The following is a 22,182-nucleotide window of genomic DNA, read 5'->3' as shown; positions in this document are numbered from 1 at the left end:
GGGCGGCCTTTAAAGCCACCCCCGATATAGGAACGATTGTTACGATTGCGAGACGCGCACCCACTCGATGCGGGGCGGCGTCCCGCGCGCGTTTACCAGCGGTAGTGGCTGAAAGCGCGGTTGGCTTCGGCCATGCGATGCGTGTCTTCACGCTTCTTCACGGCATTGCCACGGTTGTTCGACGCGTCGAGCAGTTCGCCCGACAGGCGCGCGGCCATCGTGGTTTCGCTGCGATTGCGCGCAGCGGTGATCAGCCAGCGGATCGCGAGCGCCTGCGCACGCTCCGGACGGACTTCGACCGGAACCTGATAGGTCGCACCGCCGACGCGGCGGCTGCGGACTTCGATGTTCGGACGGATGTTCGCCAGCGCTTCGTGGAACACACCGATGGGTTCCTTCTTGGCACGGGCTTCGACCGACTCGAGTGCACCATAAACGATGCTTTCAGCGACCGATTTTTTCCCGTCCAGCATGACGCTGTTCATGAATTTCGACAGCACCGTATCACCGAAACGGGGATCGGGCAGGATTTCGCGGCGTTCAGGACGACGACGACGAGCCATAGGGTATTCCTTTACAACAGCATCCCGGCGCGAGGCGCTCTGGGATGATCAAATAGCCGAAAAAGCGGTCCTTACTTCGGACGCTTCGCACCGTATTTCGAACGGCTCTGCTTGCGGTCCTTCACGCCCTGCGTATCGAGCACGCCGCGCAGGACGTGGTAACGCACACCGGGAAGATCGCGGACACGACCGCCGCGGATCAGCACAACGCTGTGTTCCTGGAGGTTGTGGCCTTCGCCGGGGATATAGGTGATGACTTCGCGCTGGTTGGTCAGGCGGACCTTCGCAACCTTGCGGAGCGCCGAGTTCGGCTTTTTCGGGGTCGTCGTATAGACTCGGGTGCAAACGCCGCGCTTTTGCGGGTTTGCGTCCATCGCCGGGACCTTGGACTTCACCTTCTGGGGAGTCCGGCCCTTGCGGACCAGCTGGTTGATCGTGGGCATGAATGCTTCACCTTTAAATGTCCGCCCATCAGAGCGAACGGTTACTGTACTGCGGTGGACGAAGCTCCGGCTGCTAACTCGCCAAAAATGGCGAAAAACGGCCGACCTGATAACAGCAAAAGACCCCGGCGGATCGCGACGATCTTCCGGAGGCTCCATCCGCGCCAGCAATGTTCAAGCGCTGTTGTAACTGAAAGAGGCAGCAAACTGCCCTTTTCGGTCGAGCGGGCCCCTAGACCCGATTCCCTCGGCGGTCAAGGGGCGGGCAATATTGTTGCGCCAGTCCTCGCGGGCTATCAGGCGCGATGCCCGCCGTCCGCCACGCCAGCTTTGCACCGCACGTCGCGCCCGATACGCAGCTCTTAATCCTTGGCAGTCTGCCCGGCGCCCGTTCGCTCGCCGAACGGCAATATTATGCACATCCGACAAACCAGTTCTGGCGCCTGCTCGGCGAGGTCGTCGGCAGACCGCTGGCGGACATGCCTTATAAAGACAGGTTGGCCGCGCTGCGCGAGGCGAAGGTCGGGCTGTGGGACGTCATCCGCAGCGCCGAGCGGCATACCAGCAGCGACTCACTGATCCGCGAAGTCGAGGCACACGACCTCGCGGCGCTGGTCGCCGACCTGCCCAACCTCGGCATGATCGCCTTCAACGGCGGCACGGCGGCCGCGATTGGGCGAAAGCAACTTCCGCCGCTCGATGGGATCGCCATCGTTGACCTGCCATCGAGCAGCGCCGCGCATACGATCGGCTTCGCTGCAAAACTCGAAAAATGGCTGGCGCTGAAAACCGCACTCGAAGTTTGAAACTTCGGCATTGCGAGCGGAGCGAAGCAATCCAGAGCGGTTTACGTGTACCCAGATCGCCCTCGCAATGACGAGATCACCGGCTCAGTCGACCACCGCCCCCCGGGCCATCACGAAATCGACCTTCTTGAGTACGCGCACATCGGCGACCGGGTCGCTCGCGACCGCGATAATGTCGGCGCTCTTGCCGGGGGCGATGGTGCCGATCTGGTCGGACAGCCCAAGCAGGTCAGCGGCGTTGACCGTCGCCGCCTTGAGCGCCTCGACCGGCTTCATCCCGTGCTGGACCATCAGTCCGAACTCGTCGCCGTTGCGGCCGTGCTTCGACACGCCGGCATCGGTACCGAACGCGATGCGCACGCCGCGCGGGACGAGCTGCTCAAGACTCTTGCCGGTGATCGAAATGCGCCACTGGATCTTGGCGAGCACATCGGGTTCATAAGCGTCGGGATTGGCGGCGAGGCGTTCCTTGTAGCCGTTCACCGTCGAAAGTGTCGGGACATAATAGGTCTTCGACTTCGCCCAGGCCGCAATCGTCGCTTCGTCGAGGATCGTGCCATGTTCGATCGAATCGGCGCCGGCATCGATCGCAAGGCGGATGCCGTCGGCGCCGTGCGCGTGCACCGCGACCTTCTTGCCGAACAGATGCGCGGTATCGACGATCGCCTGCGCCTCGTCGTCGAACATCTGCTTGCCGAGACCGGCACCAATGCGGCTGTTGACTCCGCCGGTCGACGCAAATTTGATCACATCGGCGCCGCGGCCGATCTGCAGCCGCACCGCGCGGCGGCAATCGTCGGCGCCATTGCAGGTGTTGCCCGCGCCCGCGAAGAAGGGGCGGAGTTCGTCGCGATAGCCCAATGAGCCATCCATATGTCCCGCGCTGCCCGAGATGCTGTTACCCGCGTCGACGATGCGCGGCCCCCGTACCTTACCCGCCGCGATTGCATCGCGCAGCGCCAAGGTCGCGCCGTCGCCATCGCCGAGGTTCCGTACCGTCGTGAAGCCCGCGCGCAACGTCTTCATGCCGTTCGCCTCGGCATTGAAGGCCTGCGCCGCCGGACTGAGCGTCACTTCTTCGAGCTGGCCGGCGATGCCGCCCGCATCGCTCGTCAGATGGACATGGCTGTCGATCAGGCCGGGGAGGACATATTTGTCCTTGAGGTCGATCAGCGTCGCGCCGGGGTCGGCGGGCTGATAGCCGTCGGCTATGCTCAGTATCTTGCCGCCCTCGACGATGATCGTCGAGGCGCCGCGCACGGGTTTGCCGGGTTCGGCGAGCAATTGACCCGCGTGGATGACGGTACGCGCGGGCGCCTGGGCCGCAAGCGGTGAGGCGAGCGCGGCGCCGACCAGCGCGAGCGGTAGGTAGTGAATCGGCTTCATCTTGGGATCCCCTGATTTGATCTTGGGGATCGTTAAAGCCGATCAGAAGCCCATCGTAAAGCGGAGCGCCGCGCCCCGGTCATCGGGCATCGCGGCGATATGGCCGGGGTCCTGCCGCCACCATGTGTTGGCGATCAGATCGCCGCCGAAAAGCGCCAGCGCATAGCTCGCCTCGACTACCAGTTCGCGCCCGGTGGGAGCGAGGTTATAGGTGCGGCGGCCGAAGTCGGTGCGGCCGCTCGCATAATCGTGCGCGACGGGGAGCATCAGGTCGATCCCGCCCCGCGCGACGCGGAGCGGCTGCGCGAAGCGGAGCGCGGCGCGGTCGCCCGGTCGCACCAGATTGGCCTTCGCGACGTCGAACGAAAAGGCGGTCGACCAGAGCGCGCCGCCCGCGATCAAGCCCTGGCTGTCGGGGCGCGTCCACATCTGGCGCCAGGCGGCCGCAATTTGCCAATCATCGCGCATATCGAGGATGAAGCTGGCGTCGCCGACGAGGCTGGTCGCGCCGCCGGCGGCGAACATCGGGCCGAGGCGGGCGCCGAGGAGGCTGTCCGATTCGCGCAGCCAGCTAGCACCGAGCGCGGTGCGGACCGGACCGAAGCGGCCGTCCCACGCAGCGCCAACGCGCTGGTAGCGGCTGTCGTGGCCCGATCGGTAGCGGAGGAGGGGGTCGTCCTGCCAGCGCGAGCCCGAAACCCAGCCATTCTCCAATATAATATTAATATATTGATTATTAACGATATTATGCCGGATTATCGTGCCGATTCCGGGGCTGGCGGCAAAGCCGAGGCCCTCATGCGCGGCATCGCCGATCAGCATCGCATGGCCGCTTTCGCCGCGCTCACCCGCGAGCAGGCCGCCGGCGCCGCGTCCGGCCGTAAAGCCGATGCGCGTGCGCGCGTCGAGCCGCGTCATCACCGAGGCGGCAAGGGTGCGCGCGCGCTGCCCGTCGTGAAAGGAGAGGCCGGCGAGCGCGTCGGACCCGCCCGTGCCCGGCGCGGTCACGAGCGAGAGTGCGAGCGACGAGTTCGCCGCGCTCTGCTGGCGGACGAGCCCGCCGATCGCGCCCGACAGTTTGAAGTCGGGGCGGCGCTGGCCGAGCGCGCCGCCGAAATCGACATTGAAGGCGCGGCCGAAGCCGTCGGTGACGAGGCCCATCGTTCCGGCCCCGCCCGCATCGCCCATCGGGCCGCCAAGAATGCCGAGCGGCGCATCGAGCGCGACCGCGGTCGAGGTGCCCGCGAGCGATGTCGCGCCCATCGGCTGAAAGGCGCGCGCAATGTCGAGGATACCCTGTCCGTAGATTGCATCGTCGCCCGCCGCACCCGCATCGCGCGCCGATTGGTAGAGAAGCGAGACGATCTGCTGGCTCGACAGGTTCGGAAACGCCTGCGCGACCAGCGCAACCGCGCCCGCGACTTGCGGCGCCGCGAAGCTGGTGCCGTTGAGCACGAAGACGAAATTGCCCTCGGTCTTGAGCGCACCATTTTCATAAGCGCAGCACACGCCTTCGCCGAGCGCGGTCAGATAGGAACCGACGTAAACGCCCGCGCGATTACTGAAGTCCGAGATCGCGCGATTTTCGTCGACCGATCCGGCGATGACGACCAGCCCGCCGCCGGCGTCGCGCATGCCCTGCGCGAAGCGATCGGGGTTGTTCGGATCGTTGCCGTTCGCGTTCGTGTCGCCCTCGTTCCCCGCCGAGATGATGACGATGATCCCGGCCGCGGTCGCCCGCGAGACCGCGGCGCGCAAGGTCGCGCCGGGCGGGTCTTCGCCGCCGAGCGAGATGTTAACGACGCGCGCGCCCGCACTGACCGCGCGGTCGAGCCCCGCCGCGATCGCGGTTTCGGGAAAGCGGCAGCCGCTTTCGTCGTTGGTCGGATCCTCGGTCGCGCAGCTGCCCGGCCGGTCGGCGCGCAGCACAAGCAGATTGGCGTTGAACGCGATGCCGAAGGTGCCCGCGTCATTTTTTCCGCCAAGCAGCACCTGCGCGACGTTGGTGCCGTGCGTGCCCTCGCCATTGATGCCGCGCGATCCGGCAAGGTCGATCGATTGCGACGAGATGCGCCCCGCGAATTCGGGGCTGTCCTGATCGATCCCGTCGTCGATCACGCCCGCCAATATGGCCTGACCCGTCGCGCCGGCCTGATAGGCGGTGACCGCGCCGTGAAAATTGACCCCGTCGGACCTGCGCGTTTCGGCGGTGTTGAAATTGCCGGTCGGGGGCGGGGTCGGGGTGGGCGTCGGAGTCGGGGTAGGCGTGGGTGTTGGGGCGGACGGCGGGGCGGGAGTCGGCGAGGGGCGGGCGGTGCTGCCACCGCCGCCGCATGCGGTGAGCGACAGCGCGGCGAGCGAGAGCAGCATGGGCAAAGGCCGCCCGGTCACCCGCCGGATGCTGCTGCGTCGGTTCGCGTCGGCCACTGCCGTACCCCCTTTTGCCCAGATGTCCGCCTTTTAGCGCGGCGGAGGAGGGAGGGGTAGCATCATGCGGTTAACCGATCCTCCCTGTCGCGAAGCGATGGGGAGGGGGACCGCCGCCGCAGGCGGTGGTGGAGGGGCGGCGACGTCGCGCCATCGCCCCTCCGTCAGTCGCTAACGCGACTGCCACCTCCCCATGGCTTCGCCACAGGGAGGATTTGGACGCCTTGCCCCCACGCACCCCAGCCTTTATGCGGCCCGGCATGCCCGCCCCGCTCGACCATATCGATAGCTGGATCTTCGATCTCGACAACACGCTCTATGCGCCGTCGGCGAAGCTGTTCGACCTGATCGACGAGCGTATGGGCGCCTTCATCATGCGCCTCTTGAACGTCGATGCGGTCGAAGCTCGGCGGGTGCAAAAGCAATATTTCCACAACCATGGCACGACGATGTCGGGGCTGATGCGCCACCATGGCATCGATCCGGAGAATTTCCTGATCGATGTTCACGACATCGCGCTCGATCGGCTGAGCGTCGATGCGCGGCTGCGCGCCGGGCTCGAGCGCCTGCCGGGACGCAAGCTGATCTTCACCAACGCCGATGCCGATTATGCGGCGCGCGTGCTCGACGCGCGCGGGATCGCCGACATGTTCGACGGCATCTGCGACATTCGGGTTACGCGCTATACGCCGAAGCCCGATCCGGAAGCCTATGCAATGATGATTTCACATCTGAAAGTCGATCCGGCGAAGAGCGTTTTCGTCGAGGATATGGCGCGCAATCTGACCCCCGCCAAAGCGCTGGGGATGACGACGGTCTGGCTGGACAATGGCAGCGAAAGCGGTCATCGGGGCCACCTGCCGGACCAGGTCGATTTCCACGTCAACGACATCGCCGACTGGCTCGATTCATTGCCTTTACCATGGGGAATTTCATGACCACCGACCTGCAATCGACGATCGAAGCCGCATGGGACGCACGCGAGACGCTGGGACTGACGACCGAGGGTGCCGTGCGCGATGCGGTCGAGACCGCGATCGCAGGGCTCGACGACGGCAGCTATCGCGTCGCCGAGCGTGACGCCGGCGGCACCTGGCAGGTCAACCAGTGGCTGAAGAAAGCGGTGCTGCTGTCGTTCCGCCTGAGCGACATGGAACTCATCGAAGGCGGCCCCGGCGGCGCGCGCTGGTGGGACAAGGTGCCGTCGAAATTCGCCGGATGGGGCGAGAACCGCTTTCGCGATGCGGGCTTCCGCGCGGTCCCGGGATCGATCGTCCGCCGCGGCGCATTCATCAGCAAGGGCGCCGTCCTGTTACCGAGCTTCGTCAATATCGGCGCCTATGTCGGCGAGGGGTCGATGGTCGACGCCTGGGCGACCGTCGGCAGCTGCGCGCAGATCGGTGCGAACGTCCATCTGTCGGGCGGCGCGGGGATCGGCGGCGTGCTCGAACCGCTGCAGGCCGGGCCGGTGGTGATCGAGGACGGCGCCTTCATCGGCGCGCGCGCCGAAGTTGCCGAGGGCGTCATCGTGCGCGAGGGCGCGGTGCTGTCGATGGGCGTCTACCTTGGCGCGTCGACCAAGATCGTCGACCGCGCGACGGGCGAAATCTTCATCGGCGAAGTGCCGGCCTATTCGGTCGTCGTGCCGGGGGCTTTGCCGGGCAAGCCTTTGCCCGACGGGACACCGGGGCCGTCGCTCTATTGCGCGGTGATCGTCAAGCGCGTCGATGCGCAGACGCGCGCGAAGACCGGGATCAACGAGCTGCTGCGCGACTGATCGCCGCCCGCGCCGGGGTCAGCGCATCGTGGCGGGCGAAAGGCACGGGACGGTATCGGCGGTCCAGTCGATCTCGTAGGTGGCGGGCACGACCTTGCCGTCGGGATCTATCGGCTTTGCCACGTCGGGCTTATAGGACACCCATGCCATGCTGTTGTCGAAACCGGCAATCCGGCCATTGTCGCGCCGTGCGCTGACCGCGTCGATTTCGGGCTGTTCGACCCGCAGGCCGCGGACCATGCGGATCGATCCGTCGCGAAGGTCGAAAGCGCGATAATGATTTTTTCCGAAAATGCGTGTGTCGTAGCCCGATTTGAACGACCAATTCGCCGCATTCGTCTTCGCCGGCAGCCGCAACGTCGTTACCCGGCAGTCGAATTCGGGCGCGCTGTAATAAGGCAGATCCTGATTCTGGTCCGCAGCGCGCCCGCGTTTTTCGGGCGGGCTGAAACCACCGCCGGGCAGCGCATAGGATTTGTCGCCGTCCCCGTCGTCGTCCCAATCGACCGTCCATTTGCCGGTGATGGTAAGGATGCTGGCCTCGGCCTTTTGATCGTAGCGCCATTTGACATCGTCGACGCTGTCCCACGTTCCGCCGACCAGCTGCTGGCGCATGCCGTCGCGCAACTGATCGGCGGTCAATCCGGACAGCTCGACCTGCTGCTGCAGCCCCGGGATGCCGCGGACGATGGTGGTGTTCGTCACCCGCGCCGGCCGGTCGAAGCCCGCGCGCGCGTCGATTTCATAGAGGGTGATTTCGTTCGGCTTGCTGGCCATCCGCCAATCGAGTTTCTGAAGCGCGCCGCCCTTCGCCGTCACCGGCAGGACCCATCGGTAGGGAATCGCCGGGGTAGCAGCGGACGGAACGACCGGCGGAAGCGTGCCGTCGAGCCAGTAGGCAGCGCCGTCGATCTTTGCCCGTACCAGCACATGGTCGAACATCCCCGGATTGGGCAGGCGTTCGTCGAGGCCGTCGTCGGCGCCGCTGTTGTTGGCAAGGACGGCTTCGGCGTCGATCCCGAGCTTGCCGAGCAATCCCAGCAGCAGCGCCGTCTTGCCCTTGCAGTCGCCATAACGCCGCTGCCATGTTTCCTCGGCGGTGGCGGGGGTCAGATTGCCGCTGCCCAGCCCGACATAGATGTAGCGCACATCCTGTTGCACCAGTTTCAGCGCGGCGTTGGCCCGGTCGAGCGGCTTCGCGTGCCCCGCGGCGATGCGCTGCGCTTCCTTGTCGAGCGACGAACCGTCGGCGATCGCCGCGGCCTTTGCGTACAGCGGGGCGAAAAGCCGCGAGATCGTGGCCCAGTCGGCGAAGTCGGTATATTCGACGATCCGCTGCCATTGATAGCGCGCCGGAGCGTCTTTCGGCGGCGTCAACAGCGCCGGATTGTCGAACCGGAAATCGATCCCGCCATCGCGCGATACACCGATCGCCGTCATGTCGGGGGTCATCCTGACCGTCGGCTTCAGCCCCTTGTCCCAGCTCAGCCCCAACCGGTAGCGGCCGGGCGCGGGGCTTGCCGCGAGGAAAAGAAGGCCCGAGTCATTCGTTCCAAGCGTGGGGTCGCTCGACCGCGTCGTCAGCCCGACCTCAAGCTCGTCGCCGACGCGCAGATCGGGCACGCGGAGCACTGCGGTAAGTACGCCGTCGAGTTTCGCCGCCTCGAGTTGATCCTCGCGGCGCAGGATGTCGAACGATGTCTTTTCGAGGACATCGATCGTCTCGTCGCCCCGGTGAACCTTGACCAGATGCACCACGGGGGGCCCCGATGCGGGATTCCAGGCGGTCGAGACATTTCCGATCTGCAACGCGTTCGGATGGAGAATTCGGATCCGATAACCGAAATATTGCGCCTGCCCCTGTTCGTCGAGATGAATGACCGCATCCTGACGCCGCACGAAAAACATCCCGCTGGCGTCGCCCGGAACCGGCATCAGGTCGGACGGAACCACCCAGTCCGGCACCGGGCCGCGCTGAATCTGATTGTCTTCGGCATGAACCGGCGCGTGCGCAAGCACGGCCGCCACGAATATCGAAACTGGAATGCGCACTAAAAACCCCCGTAGCTGCGCGACATAATGTCGCGAATTCGCCGCGATGCAAGTCTAGAGCCAAGGCGGCTGCCAAAAGCGGGATCAAAGCCCTTCGCCAGACCCTCGTCGAATGACACCAGCCGTTGGTAGACAATATGAGCTGGAGAATTATTGCGAACTATTCGCGATTGAGAGCTGCCTTTGTTTCGATAGCGGCCACCCCGGGGAATTATGTCGGCCGTTTTTCATACGTCCAGCAAGATCGGCGGGACGAATGTGACGCTGAGCCTGAAGAACGAGGCGCGGCGTCAGAGGCATTGGGGACCCGAACAGCGGTTCGACGGCAATGGGGACCTGTTGTTCGTGCGCGACGAGTTCGGCCGCTACAACGCCGGCCAGCCGCGCCTGTCGGCGACGCTCGCGCAGACCACCGCGAACGGCTATGTGGTCGACCTGAGCCTGCGCCACGATATTCCGCGCACCAATCTGGCGTGCGGCGGGGGATATTTCGACGAGCATTATAGCCCGAATTTGCGGCTCGGCGCGATCGAGAAGGAATATGCCGACGGGCCGTTCGTCACCGCCTTTGTCGAGCACAAGAATGTCGCGGGCTTCACGATGAAGCTGTCTTATCGCAATCTTGCGGCGATGAAGGACGGGTTCAACCGCACGGTATTCGTCGACCGGCGCGATGGGCGGGTGGCGTTCAGCGAAAATCGATCGCGCAAGTTCGGGCGATTTTTCCAGCTTACGGTGACGGGGACGCTTTAAGGCGACCTTGTCTTCGTCATTGCGAGCGAAGCGAAGCAATCCAAAGCGGTCTTGCTCCGCCCCTGGATTGCCGCGTCGCTGCGCTCCTCGCAATGACGAGGTTTATTATTTTTCGCTCAGATAATAACGCTCGCGTGCGCTGAGATCGTCATTCAGCTCATAAACGATCGGCTGGCCGGTCGGGATTTCGAGGCCAGTGATGTCGGCGTCCGAAATGCCCGAGAGATGCTTGACGAGCGCGCGCAGGCTGTTGCCATGCGCCGAAATCAGCACCGTCTTTCCGGCAGCGAGTTCGGGCACAATCGCGGCTTCATAATAGGGCAGCACGCGCTCGATGGTGTCTTTCAGGCTTTCGGCCGAGGGGATGGCGATGCCGGCGTAGCGCGGATCGGTCGACAGGTCCCACGGTGAGCCGGCTTCGAGCGGCGGCGGCGGGATGTCGAAGCTGCGGCGCCAGATCTTGACCTGATCCTCGCCATGCTTTGCCGCAGTCTCGGCCTTGTCGAGCCCGGTGAGGCCGCCATAGTGGCGCTCATTGAGGCGCCAGTCCTTGGTGACGGGGAGCCACAACCTGCCCATAGCTTCGAGCGCGAGGTTCAGCGTCTTGATCGCGCGCGACTGGACCGAGGTGAAGCAAGTGTCGGGCGCGATGCCCTTGGCCTTCATCAATTCGCCCGCGGCGATCGCTTCGGCAACGCCTTTTTCGGTCACATCGACATCCCACCAGCCGGTGAAGCGGTTTTCGAGATTCCACTGCGACTGGCCGTGACGGATGAGGATGAGCTGGGGCATTTCGGATCCTTCGGTTGGAGAGATGTGCCGCCCTTTAGCGCGGGTTTTTACATAAGGCCAACGCCCCTCTTGAAATGGTTTCAGCTGCACCCAGATTTGCCTCATCCGGCCGCCGACACGGGGCCGGGCGGCGATCGCGGCACCGGCCGCGGTCCCTGACTTCGCTTTTTGAAAGGAAGAAAGAGTCATGCGTAACAGTTTCGACTGGACCCCCTATCGCCGTTCGACCGTCGGTTTCGACCGCCTGTTCGATTTCCTCGAAACGAGCGGTTCGGGCGCCGAAAATTATCCGCCCTTCGACATCGAAAAACTCGCCGACGACCATTTTCGCATCACCGTCGCGGTCGCAGGTTTCAAGTCCGACGAGATCGACATCACCGCGCAGCAGAATATGCTGACCGTCAGCGGGCGCAAGGCGCCGGCCGCCGAAGGCGAGGGGCGCCAGCTCCTGTATAGCGGCATCGCGACGCGCGCGTTCGAACGCCGCTTCCAGCTCGCCGACTTCGTGCGGGTGGAACGCGCCGATCTGTCGGACGGGCTGCTTGCGATCGACCTGGTGCGCGAAGTGCCCGAGGCGATGAAGCCGCACAAGATCGCGATCGGCGGCAACACGCCGGCGATCGAGGACAAGAAGGCCGCTTAACGACGCCTCTTGGCTTGGTGAATTTGCGGGGTCCAGAGTCCCTTCCGGACCCCGTTTTGGTTTCTAGAGCAGGCGCGTCATGAAGCGGCTGAACGGATCGGGCTGGTAATCGGCGAAGGGTTCGCATTCGGTGAAGCCGTAGCGCTGGTAAAGCGCGATCGCAGGTTCGAAAGCGCCGCTCGATCCGGTTTCGAGGCTGAGGCGTGCGAGTCGCCGTTCGCGCGCGACATTGATGATATGGTCCAGCATATGCGCGGCGACGCCCTGCCGCAGGAAGGGTTCAGCGGTGCGCATCGACTTGATTTCGCCGTGCCCGCTACCCAGCATCTTGAGCGCGCCGCACCCCGCGAGCTCGTCGCCGCGGTGGATCGACCAGAAGGTTACACCGTCGGCGCACAGCCCGTCGAAATCGAGGAAATGGCAGCTGCCCGCCGGCGAGTTGGCGAGCATGCCCGCGAAATGTTGCTCAAGCAGCGCGCGGATCGCGGTGCCCGACAGATCATCCTCGACGATCCGCCAGGCGCCCGCTTTGAACATCAGAGAAGCTGATCCAGCGTCGCGAGGCACGCGTGCGCCAGCAGCTTCGATCGTTCGGGCGACCAACCCGCGACGGGGTCGGGAAGGTCGCGATTATCTTTGAACGGCATTTCGATCGTCATCGACACCGCGCCGAAGCGTTCGGCGAGCTGCGTCGTCGACATCGACAGATTCGCCTGCCCCGGCGCCGATTCGGCATAGCCGAGGTCGACCTGGAAATCGGGAGTGTTCGCGGCAAGCGCGGTTTCGAACGCTTTATATTTTTCGGTCTGCGCGGGCTTGAGCGACGGGATGCCCTCGAAGCCCGCGAGGAAGACAGCGGGGATCGCCTCGTCGCCATGGACGTCCATCGCCCAGTCGACGCCGCTTTCGTCCATCGCGTTGCGCACGGCGAGCACTTCGGGGCTGCGTTCGGCGGTCGGATTGTCCCATTCGCGGTTGAGGTTTACGCCGGCGAAATTGGTGCGCAGATGGCCGCGACGCGAACCGTCGGGATTCATGTTCGGGACGATGTGGAACCGACACTTCGCGCGCAGCGAGCGCGCGTGCGGATCGGCGGGATCGATGAGCTTTTCCAGCGCGCCTTCCATCCACCATTCGGCCATGCTCTCACCCGGATGCTGGCGCGCGTAGAGCCAGACCTGGGTGTCGCCGGTGCCGATTTCGAGGCAGTCGATCGGCTGGCCTTCGAGGCTGGTGCCGAGGCAGCGATAGGTCACGCCTTCGCATTCGGCCACCTGCGCGACCAGGTCGTGATGGCGTTCCATCGAATAGGGCGCGAAATAGGCAATATAGAGGATTTGGCTTTCGGCGGTGTGCTGGATCGTCAGCGTGCCCCCACCCATTTTGGCGTCATAGCTCGTGTCGAGACGGAACCAGTTTTCGCGATCAGTGCTCGCGCAGGCGGCATAGCCCGACCAGCCGTCGGGATAAGCCGAATCGGCAAGACCCGTGATCGCAAGGTCGAGCGCGTCGCCGACCGCACACGACACGCGAAAGTGGAACCACTGGAAAAAGTCCGACTCGCGATCCTTGCGGATCGAAAGGCGCGCCGACGTGCCGTCGACATTTTCCACGACGATATTGCCGCTGTCGAAAGCGGCGTTGATGCTGATGGTCATTTGACGCTGATAGTGCGTCCCGATTCGCCGGGGAAGTCCTTGAATAAGGCTTCTGCCAATTTCGCCGCCGCGAGGCTGGGCTGGCTGGCGGGCGCCTTCACTGGAACCGCGGTCACGGCGCGGCCTTCCCACACAGCCTGGCCGCTTGCGGCATCGTCGATGCGCACCGCGAGCTGCAGATCGGCCATCCGCTTCGGACCACCGCCGAGATTGAGGCCGATCCCGAGTCCGACGCCCGACCCATAGCTGCCGGTCGACCCGCCGACCCCGACCGAAACAGGCGACCGCCGACCGACGCCTTCACGGTTCATGCGTTCGAAACCGATCCGCACCTTCAAGGGCGCGCGGGCGCCGTCGGGCGCCGCGACGAGTCCCTGCCGCTGCAATTGCTGTTCCACCGCGGTGCGGTAGCTGTTCCATTCGAGCGAGGGCGGGTCGATCATCGCCCCGGCGTTGCCGAGCGGCGCGGTGTCGACGGTATAGCGCGTCCCCGGCGCCCAGCCTGCGGGCGCGCTGGCGTGGAAGCGCGTGACTTCGATCGGAGGAACCGCAGTGGCGCAGCCACCGAGAGCGAGCGCCGCTGCTGAGAGCAGGGCGACGGAAATTTGACGCGTCATCGCTGCTTCATGCGCCAGCAAATATGGCTTGGCAATGAACGGGATGCCTCTGCACCCCGCCCAAACAATTTAACGATAGAAGATATGGTTGTCGATTTGCGCGATGCGCGTTTTGCGCCAGCCCGGCGAGACATAGCGCGCGTGGAAGAAGAGCGCGCCGGGGGCGTGGTTCTTCCAGCTGCCGTCGCGGGCAATCTGTGCAATCGCTACTGCGTTGTTCCACTGCGCGCCGTTGCGGATGGCGGGCATTTTGCCGCCGCGCACGAAGCTGAACTGGCTCTTCTGATGGACGACGCCGCAGAGGCTCTTGGGAAAGCGGCCCGACTGGGCGCGATTCAGCACGACATGCGCGACCGCGAGCTGGCCAACGAGCGATTCGCCGCGCGATTCGAAATAGACCGCGCCGGCAAGGCAGCGCAGTTCGGGGTCGAGGTCTACGGGGCGCTGAGTCAGCGAGACGAGCTCCGCGAGCGAATCGGCGGTCACCTGCGCCGGCTTGGGCTCGGTGACGGGTTCGACCTCGGTGTTGTTGTTGTCTTCGACCGGCGCTTCGGTTGTGGTCGATAGGTCCGCATTCTCAGCCACAACCGGCGCATCGGCGCCCGGGAGGATGATCGAGGGGATATTGGCGTCTGCCGCAAGATCGCTTGCAAAGCCCGGTTCCGCCAAAAGCAGCATGGAGGCGGCAGTCATGCCGACGGCAGCCATGCCGGCTACATTCAAAATGCGACTCATAGTGTCCGTCAAAAGTGCGGCCGATGAACCGAACCTCTCAAAACAGGCGGGGGACTATGGTCCAATTGCGCCTGCGGTCATCGTCCGACTGCGTGTCCAAACCGTTTTACCGGGTTTCTGCAAAAAGGCAGTGCAACCCACGGAACGACCTACGCGTTATCGAATGGGCGCCAGTTATTGTGCGCCGCAACAGAGTCAAGTTAACGCAGCCCACTCCGCGACGAGTTGTGGCGCATCTGCGATATCCAGTTCAATCAGCCACATATCGGGATCGGCCTTGCGCCGCCGTTCCTGATAATTTTTGCGCGCTTCGCCGTCATGGGGGTCGGTTGGACCGACGGCCTCCCAGATATAGCGGCCGGTCTCTGAAAAGCGCCGTTCGAGCAGCGGTCCGGGCCGACCTCGTTCGGTGCATTGGACGAGAATGATTCCGGAGGTTTCGTCGCCCTTGGCGAGCACGGTGGCGAAGCCGCCGGCCGATTCGGTGCGGCGCAGCAGCAGGTCGACGAGAAAGCGGCTCTTAAGGCGAGTCATATCAGCCCGTGCCCCTGCGAAGGCAGGGGCCCATCACCTGCTCTAGCAAATTCAGCTTCCCGCTGCTGATACCGAAAATATTGGAGATGGGCCCCTGCCTTCGCCGGGGCACCGGCAAGATATTCTTACGCCGCGTCACGCGTTTCGGTGTCGGCGAGCATCGCATAGAGCGCTTCGTCATTCTTCGCGCCGCGCAGCCGCTCGGCGACCGCCTCGTTGCGCAGCATGCGCGATACGCCCGCAAGCGCCTTGAGATGATCGGCGCCGGCATCCAGCGGCGACAGCAGAATGAAGAGCAGGTCGACCGGCAGGCCGTCGACGGCGTTGAAATCGATCGGACGCGCCAGTTGCAGGAACAGGCCGCGCACGCCCCCGAGGTCGGCCATCTTGGCATGCGGCAGCGCGATCCCGCGGCCAAAGCCAGTCGAACCGAGGCGTTCGCGTTCGAGCAGCGCTTCGCTGACTTCGCCCGCATCGAGCCCAAGCGAACGGCTCGCGAGATCGCCCACAAAGGGAAAGAGCGCTTTTTTCGAATCGAGCTGCACGTGCGCGCGCACAGTCGCCGGATAAAGAAGGGAAGAAAGATTCATTGCTCTGGTCAAATCTTGTAAAACGCCGGCCGCCGCCAGGCACTGAACTGCTGGCAGGCGATCGCGATCTGTCGTGGCAGGCCCCCCGCCATGCCGGCTTCGGGCATCGTTGGGCGCGGCCCTTAAGCCGGATGGCGAAGAAAATCCAGCCTTATCGTGGCTCGACCCAGCCGATCGTCCCGTCGTCGCGACGATAGACCATGTTGTGCGTGCCGGTCTTGCTGTTGACGAAGAGCAGCGCGTTTGTGTTGCGAAGGTCGAGCATCATCACGGCGTCGGACACGCTGCTGCTCGGAATATCGACGCGCGTTTCGGCGATGATCGCGGGCGCATCGCCCGCATCCTCCTCATCGCCCGCATCAAACACGGTGTAGCCCGCATTGTCCTCGATCTCGTCGACCGTCGGCGAGGGTTCCGCCACGCCGTTATTGTGGTCCTTCAATCGCCGCATATAACGCCGGAGCTGTTTTTCGATGCGCTCGGCTGCGCCTTCGAACGCGACATGTGCATCCTGCGCCTGGCCGTGACCCTTCAGCACCAGCCCCTGCATCACATGCGCGACGATGTCGCACTGGAAACTGTCGTGCGGCCCTTTACCAAAAGTCGCGTGCGCCCCGATCGCCCGCGAGAAATATTTGTCGGCAATCGCGTTCATCCGGTCCGACACATGCGCCTGGAGCGCTTCGCCGGTTTCGATCTGGTGGCCAGAGACGCGGATTTCCATTTTTCTTCTCCTTCTTGGCCGATGCAATGACTTTAAGGGAGTGTCATCACACCGTATCGAGCCACAGCGGCTGATTCAGCCCTGCGACAAATTCGGCATGGCGCGCGATTTCGGCGGTCGATGCCATATGGGGACGGGGTTCGCGAAAGGGACGATCAGCGCCGCGCGATGTCGCGGGCGCCGGGGAGGCCGAGGCGCCTGTGCGCGCGGCAGAAGCTGCGAGTCCGAGGCCGATCTGCCGCCCGCCGGTCATTTCGATATAGAGATGCGCGAGCAGTTCGGCGTCGAGCAAAGCGCCATGTTTGACGCGGTGACTGCGGTCGATGCCGTAGCGCGTGCAGAGCGCGTCGAGGCTGTGCTTCGCGCCGGGATGGAGCTTGCGCGCCATCTGGACGGTGCAACACATGCGCGTCATGTCGAGCGCGCGGCGGCCGGCGCGGGCGAGTTCGGCATTGACGAAACCGAAGTCGAACGCGGCGTTGTGCGCGACGAGCGGCGCGTCGCCCAAAAATTCCATCAGTTCGTCGACGCGAGTCGCGAACAAGGGTTTGTCTGACAGGAACTGGATCGACAGGCCATGCACCGCTTCGGCGGCGGCGGGCATATCGCGTTCGGGGTTGAAATAGGCGTGAAAGGTGACGCCGGTTTCGCGGCGGTCGATCAGTTCGACGCACCCGATTTCGACCAGCCTGTCCCCGCTCTTGGGATCGAAACCCGTGGTTTCGGTATCGAAAATAATCTCTCGCATCGAAGCCATAATCTGGACCCTATCGGGCGTGGAAACAAGAGGCGATGAAGCGAATCTGGCGACGCGTCTCGCTTTTCGGGCGCCCTGTTTCGATGATGAAATCGGCGCGCGACCGCTTGACCCGGTCGGGCACCTGAAGACGGCGGATCGCCTTGAGCTTTGCCGCAGTCATCCCGCGCCGACGCATCACGCGCCTCCGCTGCATCCATGCGGGCGCGGAAACGACGGCGATCGCGCCGACGCGCCGCCAGCCGCCCTTTTCAAAGAGCAGGGGAATGTCGAGCACGACGACATCGCGCGCACGGTGGCGTGCAAGGAAACATTTTTGCGCCTTACCGACGGCGGGGTGAATGATCGCCTCGAGCGCGGCAAGTTCGTGCTTGTTGCCGAGCACGATGGCGCCGAGTTTCTGGCGATCGACCCCCTTCGGCCCGGTCGTGCCGGGAAAGCGTGTCTCGATCGCCGCGACGAGCGCTCCGCCAGGGCCCTGCAGTCGATGCACTTCGGAATCAGCGTCAAAGACGGGCACGCCTTCGCGTTCGAACATCGCCGCTGCGGTCGATTTGCCCATGCCGATCGAGCCAGTAAGCCCGATGATGAAGGGACGGCGGAGCCGCGAGCCGGGGCGTCGGTGATGGGTCATGCCATCAAAAGCGCGCGCAGTTCCTCGTCGCGGCCCTCGGGCGGAGGCGCACCAAAGAAGAGTTCGAAGGCGAGCGCAGCCTGACCGATCAGCATGTCGAGCCCGTCGACCGTCTCGAGTCCACGCGACTCTGCGGCCTTCAGCAATCCGGTCTGAAGCGGCGAATAGACGAGGTCGTAAACGATCGCATCATCAGGAAGCGGCGACAGGTCGAGATCGAGTGCAGGCTGGCCAGTCATGCCGAGGCTGCTCGAATTGACGAGCAGCGACACGGGCGGGAGCTGCGCATCGAGCTGGGCGACATCGCCCTTGAGTCCGAACGTTGCCAAAAGCCCCATCGCCTTCAACGGGCTGCGGTTAAGAATAGTGACGGGACCGACATGGGCGCGGGCGAGCGCGAACAAGACCGCGCGCGCCGCTCCGCCGGCGCCGATAACCGCGACCGGCGAGCCTTCTAGATCGAGTTCGGCGAGCGGCGAATAGAAGCCGGCGGCGTCGGTGTTGGTGCCGATAACTGATCCGTCCGGCTGGCGGACAATCGTGTTCATCGCGCCGATGGTACCGCGGATATCGCCAGGGTCATCTACGAGATCCATGATCGCTTGCTTGTGAGGCATGGTCACGTTGCAACCACGCCAATCGGCGTCAGCGCAAGCACCGGCGATATAGTCTGGGAGCTCCTCAGCCGGGACATGGAACCGCCGGTAATCGCCGGGAATGCCTAGCGCCTTGAGCCAGAAATTGTGAATCAGCGGCGATTTCGACTGGGCGATCGGGTCACCGATCACTTCGGCAAAGGGCGTGCTCATTGCGGCGCCAGTCCGGTGGCGCGCAGCCACGCCAGCAAGGGAAGCATCGGCATGCCGATGATGGTCCATGGATCGCCCTCGACCCGTTCGAACAATTGCACGCCCGCTCCTTCGATTTCGTAACAGCCGACGGTCCAGCGGATGCTGTCCCATTCGCGCGCGACATAGTCGGCGATGAAGGTGCCCGACAAGGGGCGCATCCACAGCTTCGCCTCGCCGATCGCGCGCCACACCGGGACGCCGTCGCGCGCGGCGACCGCGGCGCTGAACAGGCGGTGACGTGTGCCCGCCATGCGGCGGAGATGATCGGCGGCGTCTTCAGGACTTTCGGGCTTCGAAAGCATCGACCCGTCGTCGAGCGCGAGCGTCGAATCAGCACCGATCACGGTGACACCGGGAAGGCGCGACGAGATTTTGACGGCTTTCGCTTCGGCAAGCGCATCGGCGATGTTGCGCGGGGTTTGCCCGGCGGCGAGCAGCGACGCCGTTAGCGCCTCCTCGTCGACATGCGCGGCAGTGGTTTCGAAACTGAGCCCGGCGGCGCGGAGCATCGCGGCGCGGCCACTGCTTTGCGAGGCAAGGAGGATGGTCATGTCGCGCTGCGGTCTTCGACAAGCTTGATCACCGCGGCGGCGGTTTCCTCGATCGAGCGGCGCGTGACGTCGATCACCGGCCAGCCATTATCGGCGAACATCCGCCGCGCATAGGCGAGCTCGGCCTTTACCCGCTCATCGTCGACATAGGAGGTTTCGGGCGCCTGGTTGAGCGAGAGCAGTCGGTTGCGTCGCACCTGGACGAGCCGGTCGAGCCCCGTCGTCAGCCCGACGACCATCGGGCGCCTCAGGTTGAACAGCGCGTTCGGCGGCGGCGATTCGGGGACGATCGGGATGTTCGCGGTCTTGAAGCCGCGGTTCGCCAGATAGATGCTCGTGGGGGTCTTCGAGGTCCGCGACACGCCCGCAAGGACGATATCGGCCTGTTCCCAATTTTCCCAGCCGATGCCGTCGTCGTGGGCGACGGTGAACTGGATCGCGTCGACGCGCGCGAAATAGGCAGCATCGAGCGCATGTTGCCGCCCAGGCCGCGCCTTTGCTTCCTGTCCAAGCATCCGCGACAGAGCGTCGGTGACCGCGTCGAGCGCGGCGACGGTGGGCAGGTTCAGCGCGGTCGCGCGGCGTTCGAGGCTAACGCGCAACTCGCCGTTGACCAGCGTGAAGAGGATCATGCCGGGGCTTGCCTGCACCTCGGCCATGATGCGGTCGAGATGCGATTCCGATCGTACCATCGGCCAGAAGTGGCGCACGACCTCGACATCGTCGAACTGCGCGATCGCCGCTTTGGCGATATTTTCGAGTGTCTCGCCCGTGGAGTCGGATATGAGATGTAGGTGGAGCCGGCCCATAATTGCAGCTTTCCGATGCAGAAAAGCAAAAGGCAAGCCGAGAGGGAAAAATGCATGCCCCTCTTCATCCCGGCGAAGGCCGGGATCTCGCCGTTAATCGGCGACGCGAAGTAGAGATCCCGGCCTTCGCCGGGATGAAGAGTTGATATTATATGGATTTACCGCCCTGTGGATAAGTTTTGGAGAAGCGCGGGGAGCAAATCGGGATGGGCGATTCATCCCCGGCCGTGTCGATTCCGCTCCACCACTTGTCCACAAGGGATGAATCTTATCCACAGGCTGTGAATTAGGGGGACAGCGCGTTGCGACTCTCCGGCGGATGGCGAGGTCGACGGAGTCAAGCTGTTGGCAAAAAGGACGCCCCGGCCTAAAGCCGCGCTGTCCGCCTACCAACAAACCACCACAATCATATTCTAATTATTATTGAGAAGAGAGAGAGGGCCCGCGTGAAGGCGTCACCGAAGAGCCTGTTAGCAACGTTGCACGGGGTGCGGCAGGAACGCCCACCCCTCTGGCTGATGCGCCAAGCCGGACGCTATCTCCCCGAATATCGGGCGCTGCGTGAAACGAAGGGCGGCTTCCTCGAGCTGTGCTACGATCCCGAGGCCGCGGCAGAGGTGACGTTGCAGCCGATCCGGCGCTTCGGCTTCGACGGATCGATCCTCTTCTCCGACATTCTCGTCATCCCGCATGCGCTCGGCCAGCATCTGTGGTTCGAAGCAGGTGAGGGACCGCGGCTCGCACCGCCGCTCGTCGATAGCGCGCTGGCGTCGCTCGAAGCCGCGCCGCATCGGCTCGACCCCATTTATGAAACCGTATCGCGGGTTGCGGCATCGCTGCCTCCCGAAACAACCTTCCTGGGCTTTGCAGGGAGCCCGTGGACGGTCGCTACCTATATGGTCGCAGGGCAGGGGTCGAAGGACCAGGCGGCTGCGAGGCGGCTCGCGTTCGGCGATCCAGCGGCGTTCCAGGCGATCATCGATGCGATCGTCGATTTGACCGTCACCTATCTCTCGGGACAGATCGAACAGGGCGTCGACGCGGTGCAATTGTTCGACAGCTGGGCGGGCAGCCTGTCGCCGGCGCAATATGAGCAATGGGTGATCGCGCCGAACGCCGAGATTGTCCGCCGTCTGAAGGCGATGCATCCCGATACGCCGATAATCGGCTTTCCAAAGGGGGCGGGCGGCAAGCTTCGCGCCTATGCCGACGAAACCGGGGTCGATGCGATCGGGCTCGACGAGACGGTCGATCCGGTCTGGGCCGACGCCGCCTTGCCATCGCACCTGCCGGTGCAGGGCAATCTCGATCCGCTCGCGCTCGTCGCGGGCGGCGAAGCCCTCGATACGGCGATCGACCGCATCCTTGCGGCTTTCCCGTCGCGTCCCCATATCTTCAATCTCGGTCATGGCATCGTGCCCGACACGCCGATCGCCCATGTCGAACATCTGATCAGACGCGTTCGCGGCGGATAGTCTATGGAACTGGCGGGATTTTTGGGGGCGACGATGCTTTGGGTCAAAGCGGCGCATATCATTTTCGTGATTTTCCTGATGGCCGGCCTGTTCATGATGCCGCGCTTTTTCGTCTATCACCATCAGACGCCCGTCGGGTCGGACGAGGACAAGAAGTGGATCGAGCGCGAAGATCGGCTGCGGCGGATCATTTTGAATCCCGCGCTGATCATCGTCTGGATCTTTGGGCTGATGCTCGCATTTAATGGCGATTATTGGGGCGAAGGCTGGTTCATCGCCAAATTCCTGCTCGTGATCGCGCTGTCGGGCTATCATGGCTGGATGATCGGCTATTCAAAAAAGCTCGCGCGCGGGCTGCGTCCGCTCACCGAAAAACAGCTGCGACTGCTCAACGAGGTTCCGGGTATCGCCGCGGCGGTCATCGTCATCCTCGTTGTGGTGCGCCCCTGAATCCTGGTCCTTCGGGCGCTGCCCGATTGACTTGAACCCGGCCCGGTTCTAGGGGCCGATCAACCCCGCCCAGCGCGGGCGGCGTTTCCTTGCGCCGGAGCTATCTTGAACGGTCGTCCCACGGCCGGATAGGCACCCCAGCGGTGCATTGAAAT

The 22,182-nt window shown here is 64.1% G+C and carries 25 protein-coding genes; 7 read left to right on the top strand and 18 right to left on the bottom strand.

Features of this window, described 5'->3' with window-relative positions:
• Positions 1 to 92: 92 nt before the first annotated feature.
• Both rpsG and rpsL read right to left on the bottom strand, forming a co-directional pair.
• Entirely contained in the window at positions 93 to 563 is a 471-nt protein-coding gene (gene rpsG / locus SKP52_RS20665) for a 30S ribosomal protein S7 (protein ID WP_039578261.1), read from the bottom strand.
• A 71-nt stretch (positions 564 to 634) separates the two neighbouring features.
• Complete coding sequence (gene rpsL, locus SKP52_RS20660) at positions 635 to 1,006, bottom strand: 30S ribosomal protein S12 (RefSeq protein ID WP_037515637.1); 372 nt, start codon at positions 1,004 to 1,006, stop codon at positions 635 to 637.
• A gap of 305 nt (positions 1,007 to 1,311) precedes the next feature.
• Here rpsL and SKP52_RS20655 point away from each other — a divergent pair, with 305 nt between their 5' ends.
• Positions 1,312 to 1,812, top strand: coding sequence for a DNA-deoxyinosine glycosylase (locus SKP52_RS20655; RefSeq protein WP_039578256.1), 501 nt, complete (start codon positions 1,312 to 1,314; stop codon positions 1,810 to 1,812).
• An 84-nt stretch (positions 1,813 to 1,896) separates the two neighbouring features.
• On the opposite strand, the gene SKP52_RS20650 is transcribed toward SKP52_RS20655, so the two are convergent.
• Both SKP52_RS20650 and SKP52_RS20645 read right to left on the bottom strand, forming a co-directional pair.
• The gene (locus SKP52_RS20650) at positions 1,897 to 3,198 is read right to left on the bottom strand and encodes a metal-dependent hydrolase family protein (protein WP_039578253.1); all 1,302 of its coding nucleotides are present in this window, start codon (positions 3,196 to 3,198) and stop codon (positions 1,897 to 1,899) included.
• Positions 3,199 to 3,240: 42 nt separating this feature from the next.
• Positions 3,241 to 5,625: a S8 family peptidase gene (locus SKP52_RS20645; RefSeq protein WP_148309200.1), complete on the bottom strand. Its 2,385-nt coding sequence runs from the start codon at positions 5,623 to 5,625 to the stop codon at positions 3,241 to 3,243.
• A gap of 260 nt (positions 5,626 to 5,885) precedes the next feature.
• On the opposite strand from SKP52_RS20645, the gene SKP52_RS20640 reads away from it, so the two are divergent.
• On the top strand, positions 5,886 to 6,563 hold the full coding sequence (locus tag SKP52_RS20640) for a pyrimidine 5'-nucleotidase (RefSeq protein ID WP_039581861.1): 678 nt from the start codon (positions 5,886 to 5,888) through the stop codon (positions 6,561 to 6,563).
• The gene (gene dapD / locus SKP52_RS20635) at positions 6,560 to 7,402 is read left to right on the top strand and encodes a 2,3,4,5-tetrahydropyridine-2,6-dicarboxylate N-succinyltransferase (protein ID WP_039578250.1); all 843 of its coding nucleotides are present in this window, start codon (positions 6,560 to 6,562) and stop codon (positions 7,400 to 7,402) included. The genes SKP52_RS20640 and dapD overlap by 4 nt, the downstream gene beginning before the upstream one ends.
• An 18-nt stretch (positions 7,403 to 7,420) precedes the next feature.
• On the opposite strand, the gene SKP52_RS20630 is transcribed toward dapD, so the two are convergent.
• Complete coding sequence (locus SKP52_RS20630; protein WP_228383718.1) at positions 7,421 to 9,430, bottom strand: DUF3857 domain-containing protein; 2,010 nt, start codon at positions 9,428 to 9,430, stop codon at positions 7,421 to 7,423.
• A gap of 237 nt (positions 9,431 to 9,667) precedes the next feature.
• Between SKP52_RS20630 and SKP52_RS20625 the strand changes: the two genes are divergently transcribed.
• Positions 9,668 to 10,207 carry a hypothetical protein gene (locus SKP52_RS20625; RefSeq protein ID WP_039578247.1) on the top strand — a complete coding sequence of 180 codons (540 nt, stop codon included), beginning with the start codon at positions 9,668 to 9,670 and terminating at the stop codon, positions 10,205 to 10,207.
• Positions 10,208 to 10,312: 105 nt separating this feature from the next.
• Here the strand turns inward: SKP52_RS20625 and gpmA are convergent, their stop codons facing one another.
• A complete protein-coding gene (gpmA, locus tag SKP52_RS20620; protein WP_039578243.1) occupies positions 10,313 to 10,999 on the bottom strand; it encodes a 2,3-diphosphoglycerate-dependent phosphoglycerate mutase in 687 nt (228 codons plus the stop codon).
• Between the two features lie 187 nt (positions 11,000 to 11,186).
• Between gpmA and SKP52_RS20615 the strand changes: the two genes are divergently transcribed.
• Entirely contained in the window at positions 11,187 to 11,642 is a 456-nt protein-coding gene (locus SKP52_RS20615; protein WP_039578238.1) for an Hsp20 family protein, read from the top strand.
• Positions 11,643 to 11,705: 63 nt separating this feature from the next.
• Here SKP52_RS20615 and SKP52_RS20610 read toward each other — a convergent pair whose 3' ends face one another.
• The 12 genes from SKP52_RS20610 to SKP52_RS20555 form a co-directional block, all read right to left on the bottom strand.
• Positions 11,706 to 12,179, bottom strand: a complete 474-nt coding sequence (locus SKP52_RS20610) for a GNAT family N-acetyltransferase (RefSeq protein ID WP_039578234.1) — start codon at positions 12,177 to 12,179, stop codon at positions 11,706 to 11,708.
• Positions 12,179 to 13,300: a M14 family metallopeptidase gene (locus tag SKP52_RS20605; protein WP_039578231.1), complete on the bottom strand. Its 1,122-nt coding sequence runs from the start codon at positions 13,298 to 13,300 to the stop codon at positions 12,179 to 12,181. The genes SKP52_RS20610 and SKP52_RS20605 overlap by 1 nt, the downstream gene beginning before the upstream one ends.
• Complete coding sequence (locus SKP52_RS20600; RefSeq protein ID WP_039578227.1) at positions 13,297 to 13,917, bottom strand: DUF4136 domain-containing protein; 621 nt, start codon at positions 13,915 to 13,917, stop codon at positions 13,297 to 13,299. The genes SKP52_RS20605 and SKP52_RS20600 overlap by 4 nt, the downstream gene beginning before the upstream one ends.
• A 69-nt stretch (positions 13,918 to 13,986) precedes the next feature.
• Complete coding sequence (locus tag SKP52_RS20595) at positions 13,987 to 14,652, bottom strand: cell wall hydrolase (protein ID WP_039578224.1); 666 nt, start codon at positions 14,650 to 14,652, stop codon at positions 13,987 to 13,989.
• Between the two features lie 195 nt (positions 14,653 to 14,847).
• Positions 14,848 to 15,186, bottom strand: a complete 339-nt coding sequence (locus SKP52_RS20590; protein WP_039578221.1) for a DUF1491 family protein — start codon at positions 15,184 to 15,186, stop codon at positions 14,848 to 14,850.
• Between the two features lie 125 nt (positions 15,187 to 15,311).
• Positions 15,312 to 15,776 (bottom strand): PTS sugar transporter subunit IIA, encoded by a 465-nt coding sequence (locus tag SKP52_RS20585; RefSeq protein WP_039578216.1) that lies wholly within the window; start codon positions 15,774 to 15,776, stop codon positions 15,312 to 15,314.
• A 151-nt stretch (positions 15,777 to 15,927) separates the two neighbouring features.
• A complete protein-coding gene (hpf, locus tag SKP52_RS20580; protein WP_039578211.1) occupies positions 15,928 to 16,500 on the bottom strand; it encodes a ribosome hibernation-promoting factor, HPF/YfiA family in 573 nt (190 codons plus the stop codon).
• A 46-nt stretch (positions 16,501 to 16,546) separates the two neighbouring features.
• Entirely contained in the window at positions 16,547 to 17,248 is a 702-nt protein-coding gene (dnaQ, locus tag SKP52_RS20575; RefSeq protein WP_039581851.1) for a DNA polymerase III subunit epsilon, read from the bottom strand.
• Positions 17,249 to 17,267: 19 nt separating this feature from the next.
• Positions 17,268 to 17,891: a dephospho-CoA kinase gene (gene coaE, locus SKP52_RS20570; RefSeq protein WP_052208646.1), complete on the bottom strand. Its 624-nt coding sequence runs from the start codon at positions 17,889 to 17,891 to the stop codon at positions 17,268 to 17,270.
• Positions 17,888 to 18,700, bottom strand: coding sequence for a shikimate dehydrogenase (aroE, locus tag SKP52_RS20565; protein ID WP_039581845.1), 813 nt, complete (start codon positions 18,698 to 18,700; stop codon positions 17,888 to 17,890). Before aroE ends, coaE begins: the two co-directional genes overlap by 4 nt.
• Positions 18,697 to 19,293 (bottom strand): Maf family protein, encoded by a 597-nt coding sequence (locus tag SKP52_RS20560; protein WP_081997461.1) that lies wholly within the window; start codon positions 19,291 to 19,293, stop codon positions 18,697 to 18,699. Before SKP52_RS20560 ends, aroE begins: the two co-directional genes overlap by 4 nt.
• A complete protein-coding gene (locus SKP52_RS20555) occupies positions 19,290 to 20,102 on the bottom strand; it encodes a pyruvate, water dikinase regulatory protein (RefSeq protein ID WP_039578206.1) in 813 nt (270 codons plus the stop codon). Before SKP52_RS20555 ends, SKP52_RS20560 begins: the two co-directional genes overlap by 4 nt.
• A gap of 518 nt (positions 20,103 to 20,620) precedes the next feature.
• On the opposite strand from SKP52_RS20555, the gene hemE reads away from it, so the two are divergent.
• A complete protein-coding gene (gene hemE, locus SKP52_RS20550) occupies positions 20,621 to 21,577 on the top strand; it encodes a uroporphyrinogen decarboxylase (RefSeq protein ID WP_407695110.1) in 957 nt (318 codons plus the stop codon).
• A gap of 33 nt (positions 21,578 to 21,610) precedes the next feature.
• Positions 21,611 to 22,027 (top strand): CopD family protein, encoded by a 417-nt coding sequence (locus tag SKP52_RS20545; RefSeq protein WP_407695043.1) that lies wholly within the window; start codon positions 21,611 to 21,613, stop codon positions 22,025 to 22,027.
• The last annotated feature ends 155 nt before the right edge of the window (positions 22,028 to 22,182 follow it).

The sequence above is a fragment of the Sphingopyxis fribergensis genome, assembly GCF_000803645.1.
In the GTDB taxonomy this organism is placed as follows: domain Bacteria; phylum Pseudomonadota; class Alphaproteobacteria; order Sphingomonadales; family Sphingomonadaceae; genus Sphingopyxis; species Sphingopyxis fribergensis.
Note: the sequence above shows the minus strand (reverse complement) of the source record. Positions and strands in the feature narration are given on the sequence as shown.

Coding starts and splice junctions, on each gene's coding strand:
- rpsG (WP_039578261.1), bottom strand. CDS start 563: ATGGCTCGTCGTCGTCGTCCTGAACGCCGCGAAATCCTGCCCGATCCC.
- rpsL (WP_037515637.1), bottom strand. CDS start 1,006: ATGCCCACGATCAACCAGCTGGTCCGCAAGGGCCGGACTCCCCAGAAG.
- SKP52_RS20655 (WP_039578256.1), top strand. CDS start 1,312: ATGCCCGCCGTCCGCCACGCCAGCTTTGCACCGCACGTCGCGCCCGAT.
- SKP52_RS20650 (WP_039578253.1), bottom strand. CDS start 3,198: ATGAAGCCGATTCACTACCTACCGCTCGCGCTGGTCGGCGCCGCGCTC.
- SKP52_RS20640 (WP_039581861.1), top strand. CDS start 5,886: ATGCCCGCCCCGCTCGACCATATCGATAGCTGGATCTTCGATCTCGAC.
- dapD (WP_039578250.1), top strand. CDS start 6,560: ATGACCACCGACCTGCAATCGACGATCGAAGCCGCATGGGACGCACGC.
- SKP52_RS20625 (WP_039578247.1), top strand. CDS start 9,668: ATGTCGGCCGTTTTTCATACGTCCAGCAAGATCGGCGGGACGAATGTG.
- gpmA (WP_039578243.1), bottom strand. CDS start 10,999: ATGCCCCAGCTCATCCTCATCCGTCACGGCCAGTCGCAGTGGAATCTC.
- SKP52_RS20615 (WP_039578238.1), top strand. CDS start 11,187: ATGCGTAACAGTTTCGACTGGACCCCCTATCGCCGTTCGACCGTCGGT.
- SKP52_RS20610 (WP_039578234.1), bottom strand. CDS start 12,179: ATGTTCAAAGCGGGCGCCTGGCGGATCGTCGAGGATGATCTGTCGGGC.
- SKP52_RS20605 (WP_039578231.1), bottom strand. CDS start 13,300: ATGACCATCAGCATCAACGCCGCTTTCGACAGCGGCAATATCGTCGTG.
- SKP52_RS20600 (WP_039578227.1), bottom strand. CDS start 13,917: ATGACGCGTCAAATTTCCGTCGCCCTGCTCTCAGCAGCGGCGCTCGCT.
- SKP52_RS20595 (WP_039578224.1), bottom strand. CDS start 14,652: ATGAGTCGCATTTTGAATGTAGCCGGCATGGCTGCCGTCGGCATGACT.
- SKP52_RS20590 (WP_039578221.1), bottom strand. CDS start 15,186: ATGACTCGCCTTAAGAGCCGCTTTCTCGTCGACCTGCTGCTGCGCCGC.
- SKP52_RS20585 (WP_039578216.1), bottom strand. CDS start 15,776: ATGAATCTTTCTTCCCTTCTTTATCCGGCGACTGTGCGCGCGCACGTG.
- hpf (WP_039578211.1), bottom strand. CDS start 16,500: ATGGAAATCCGCGTCTCTGGCCACCAGATCGAAACCGGCGAAGCGCTC.
- dnaQ (WP_039581851.1), bottom strand. CDS start 17,248: ATGCGAGAGATTATTTTCGATACCGAAACCACGGGTTTCGATCCCAAG.
- coaE (WP_052208646.1), bottom strand. CDS start 17,891: ATGACCCATCACCGACGCCCCGGCTCGCGGCTCCGCCGTCCCTTCATC.
- aroE (WP_039581845.1), bottom strand. CDS start 18,700: ATGAGCACGCCCTTTGCCGAAGTGATCGGTGACCCGATCGCCCAGTCG.
- SKP52_RS20560 (WP_081997461.1), bottom strand. CDS start 19,293: ATGACCATCCTCCTTGCCTCGCAAAGCAGTGGCCGCGCCGCGATGCTC.
- SKP52_RS20555 (WP_039578206.1), bottom strand. CDS start 20,102: ATGGGCCGGCTCCACCTACATCTCATATCCGACTCCACGGGCGAGACA.
- hemE (WP_407695110.1), top strand. CDS start 20,621: ATGCGCCAAGCCGGACGCTATCTCCCCGAATATCGGGCGCTGCGTGAA.
- SKP52_RS20545 (WP_407695043.1), top strand. CDS start 21,611: ATGCTTTGGGTCAAAGCGGCGCATATCATTTTCGTGATTTTCCTGATG.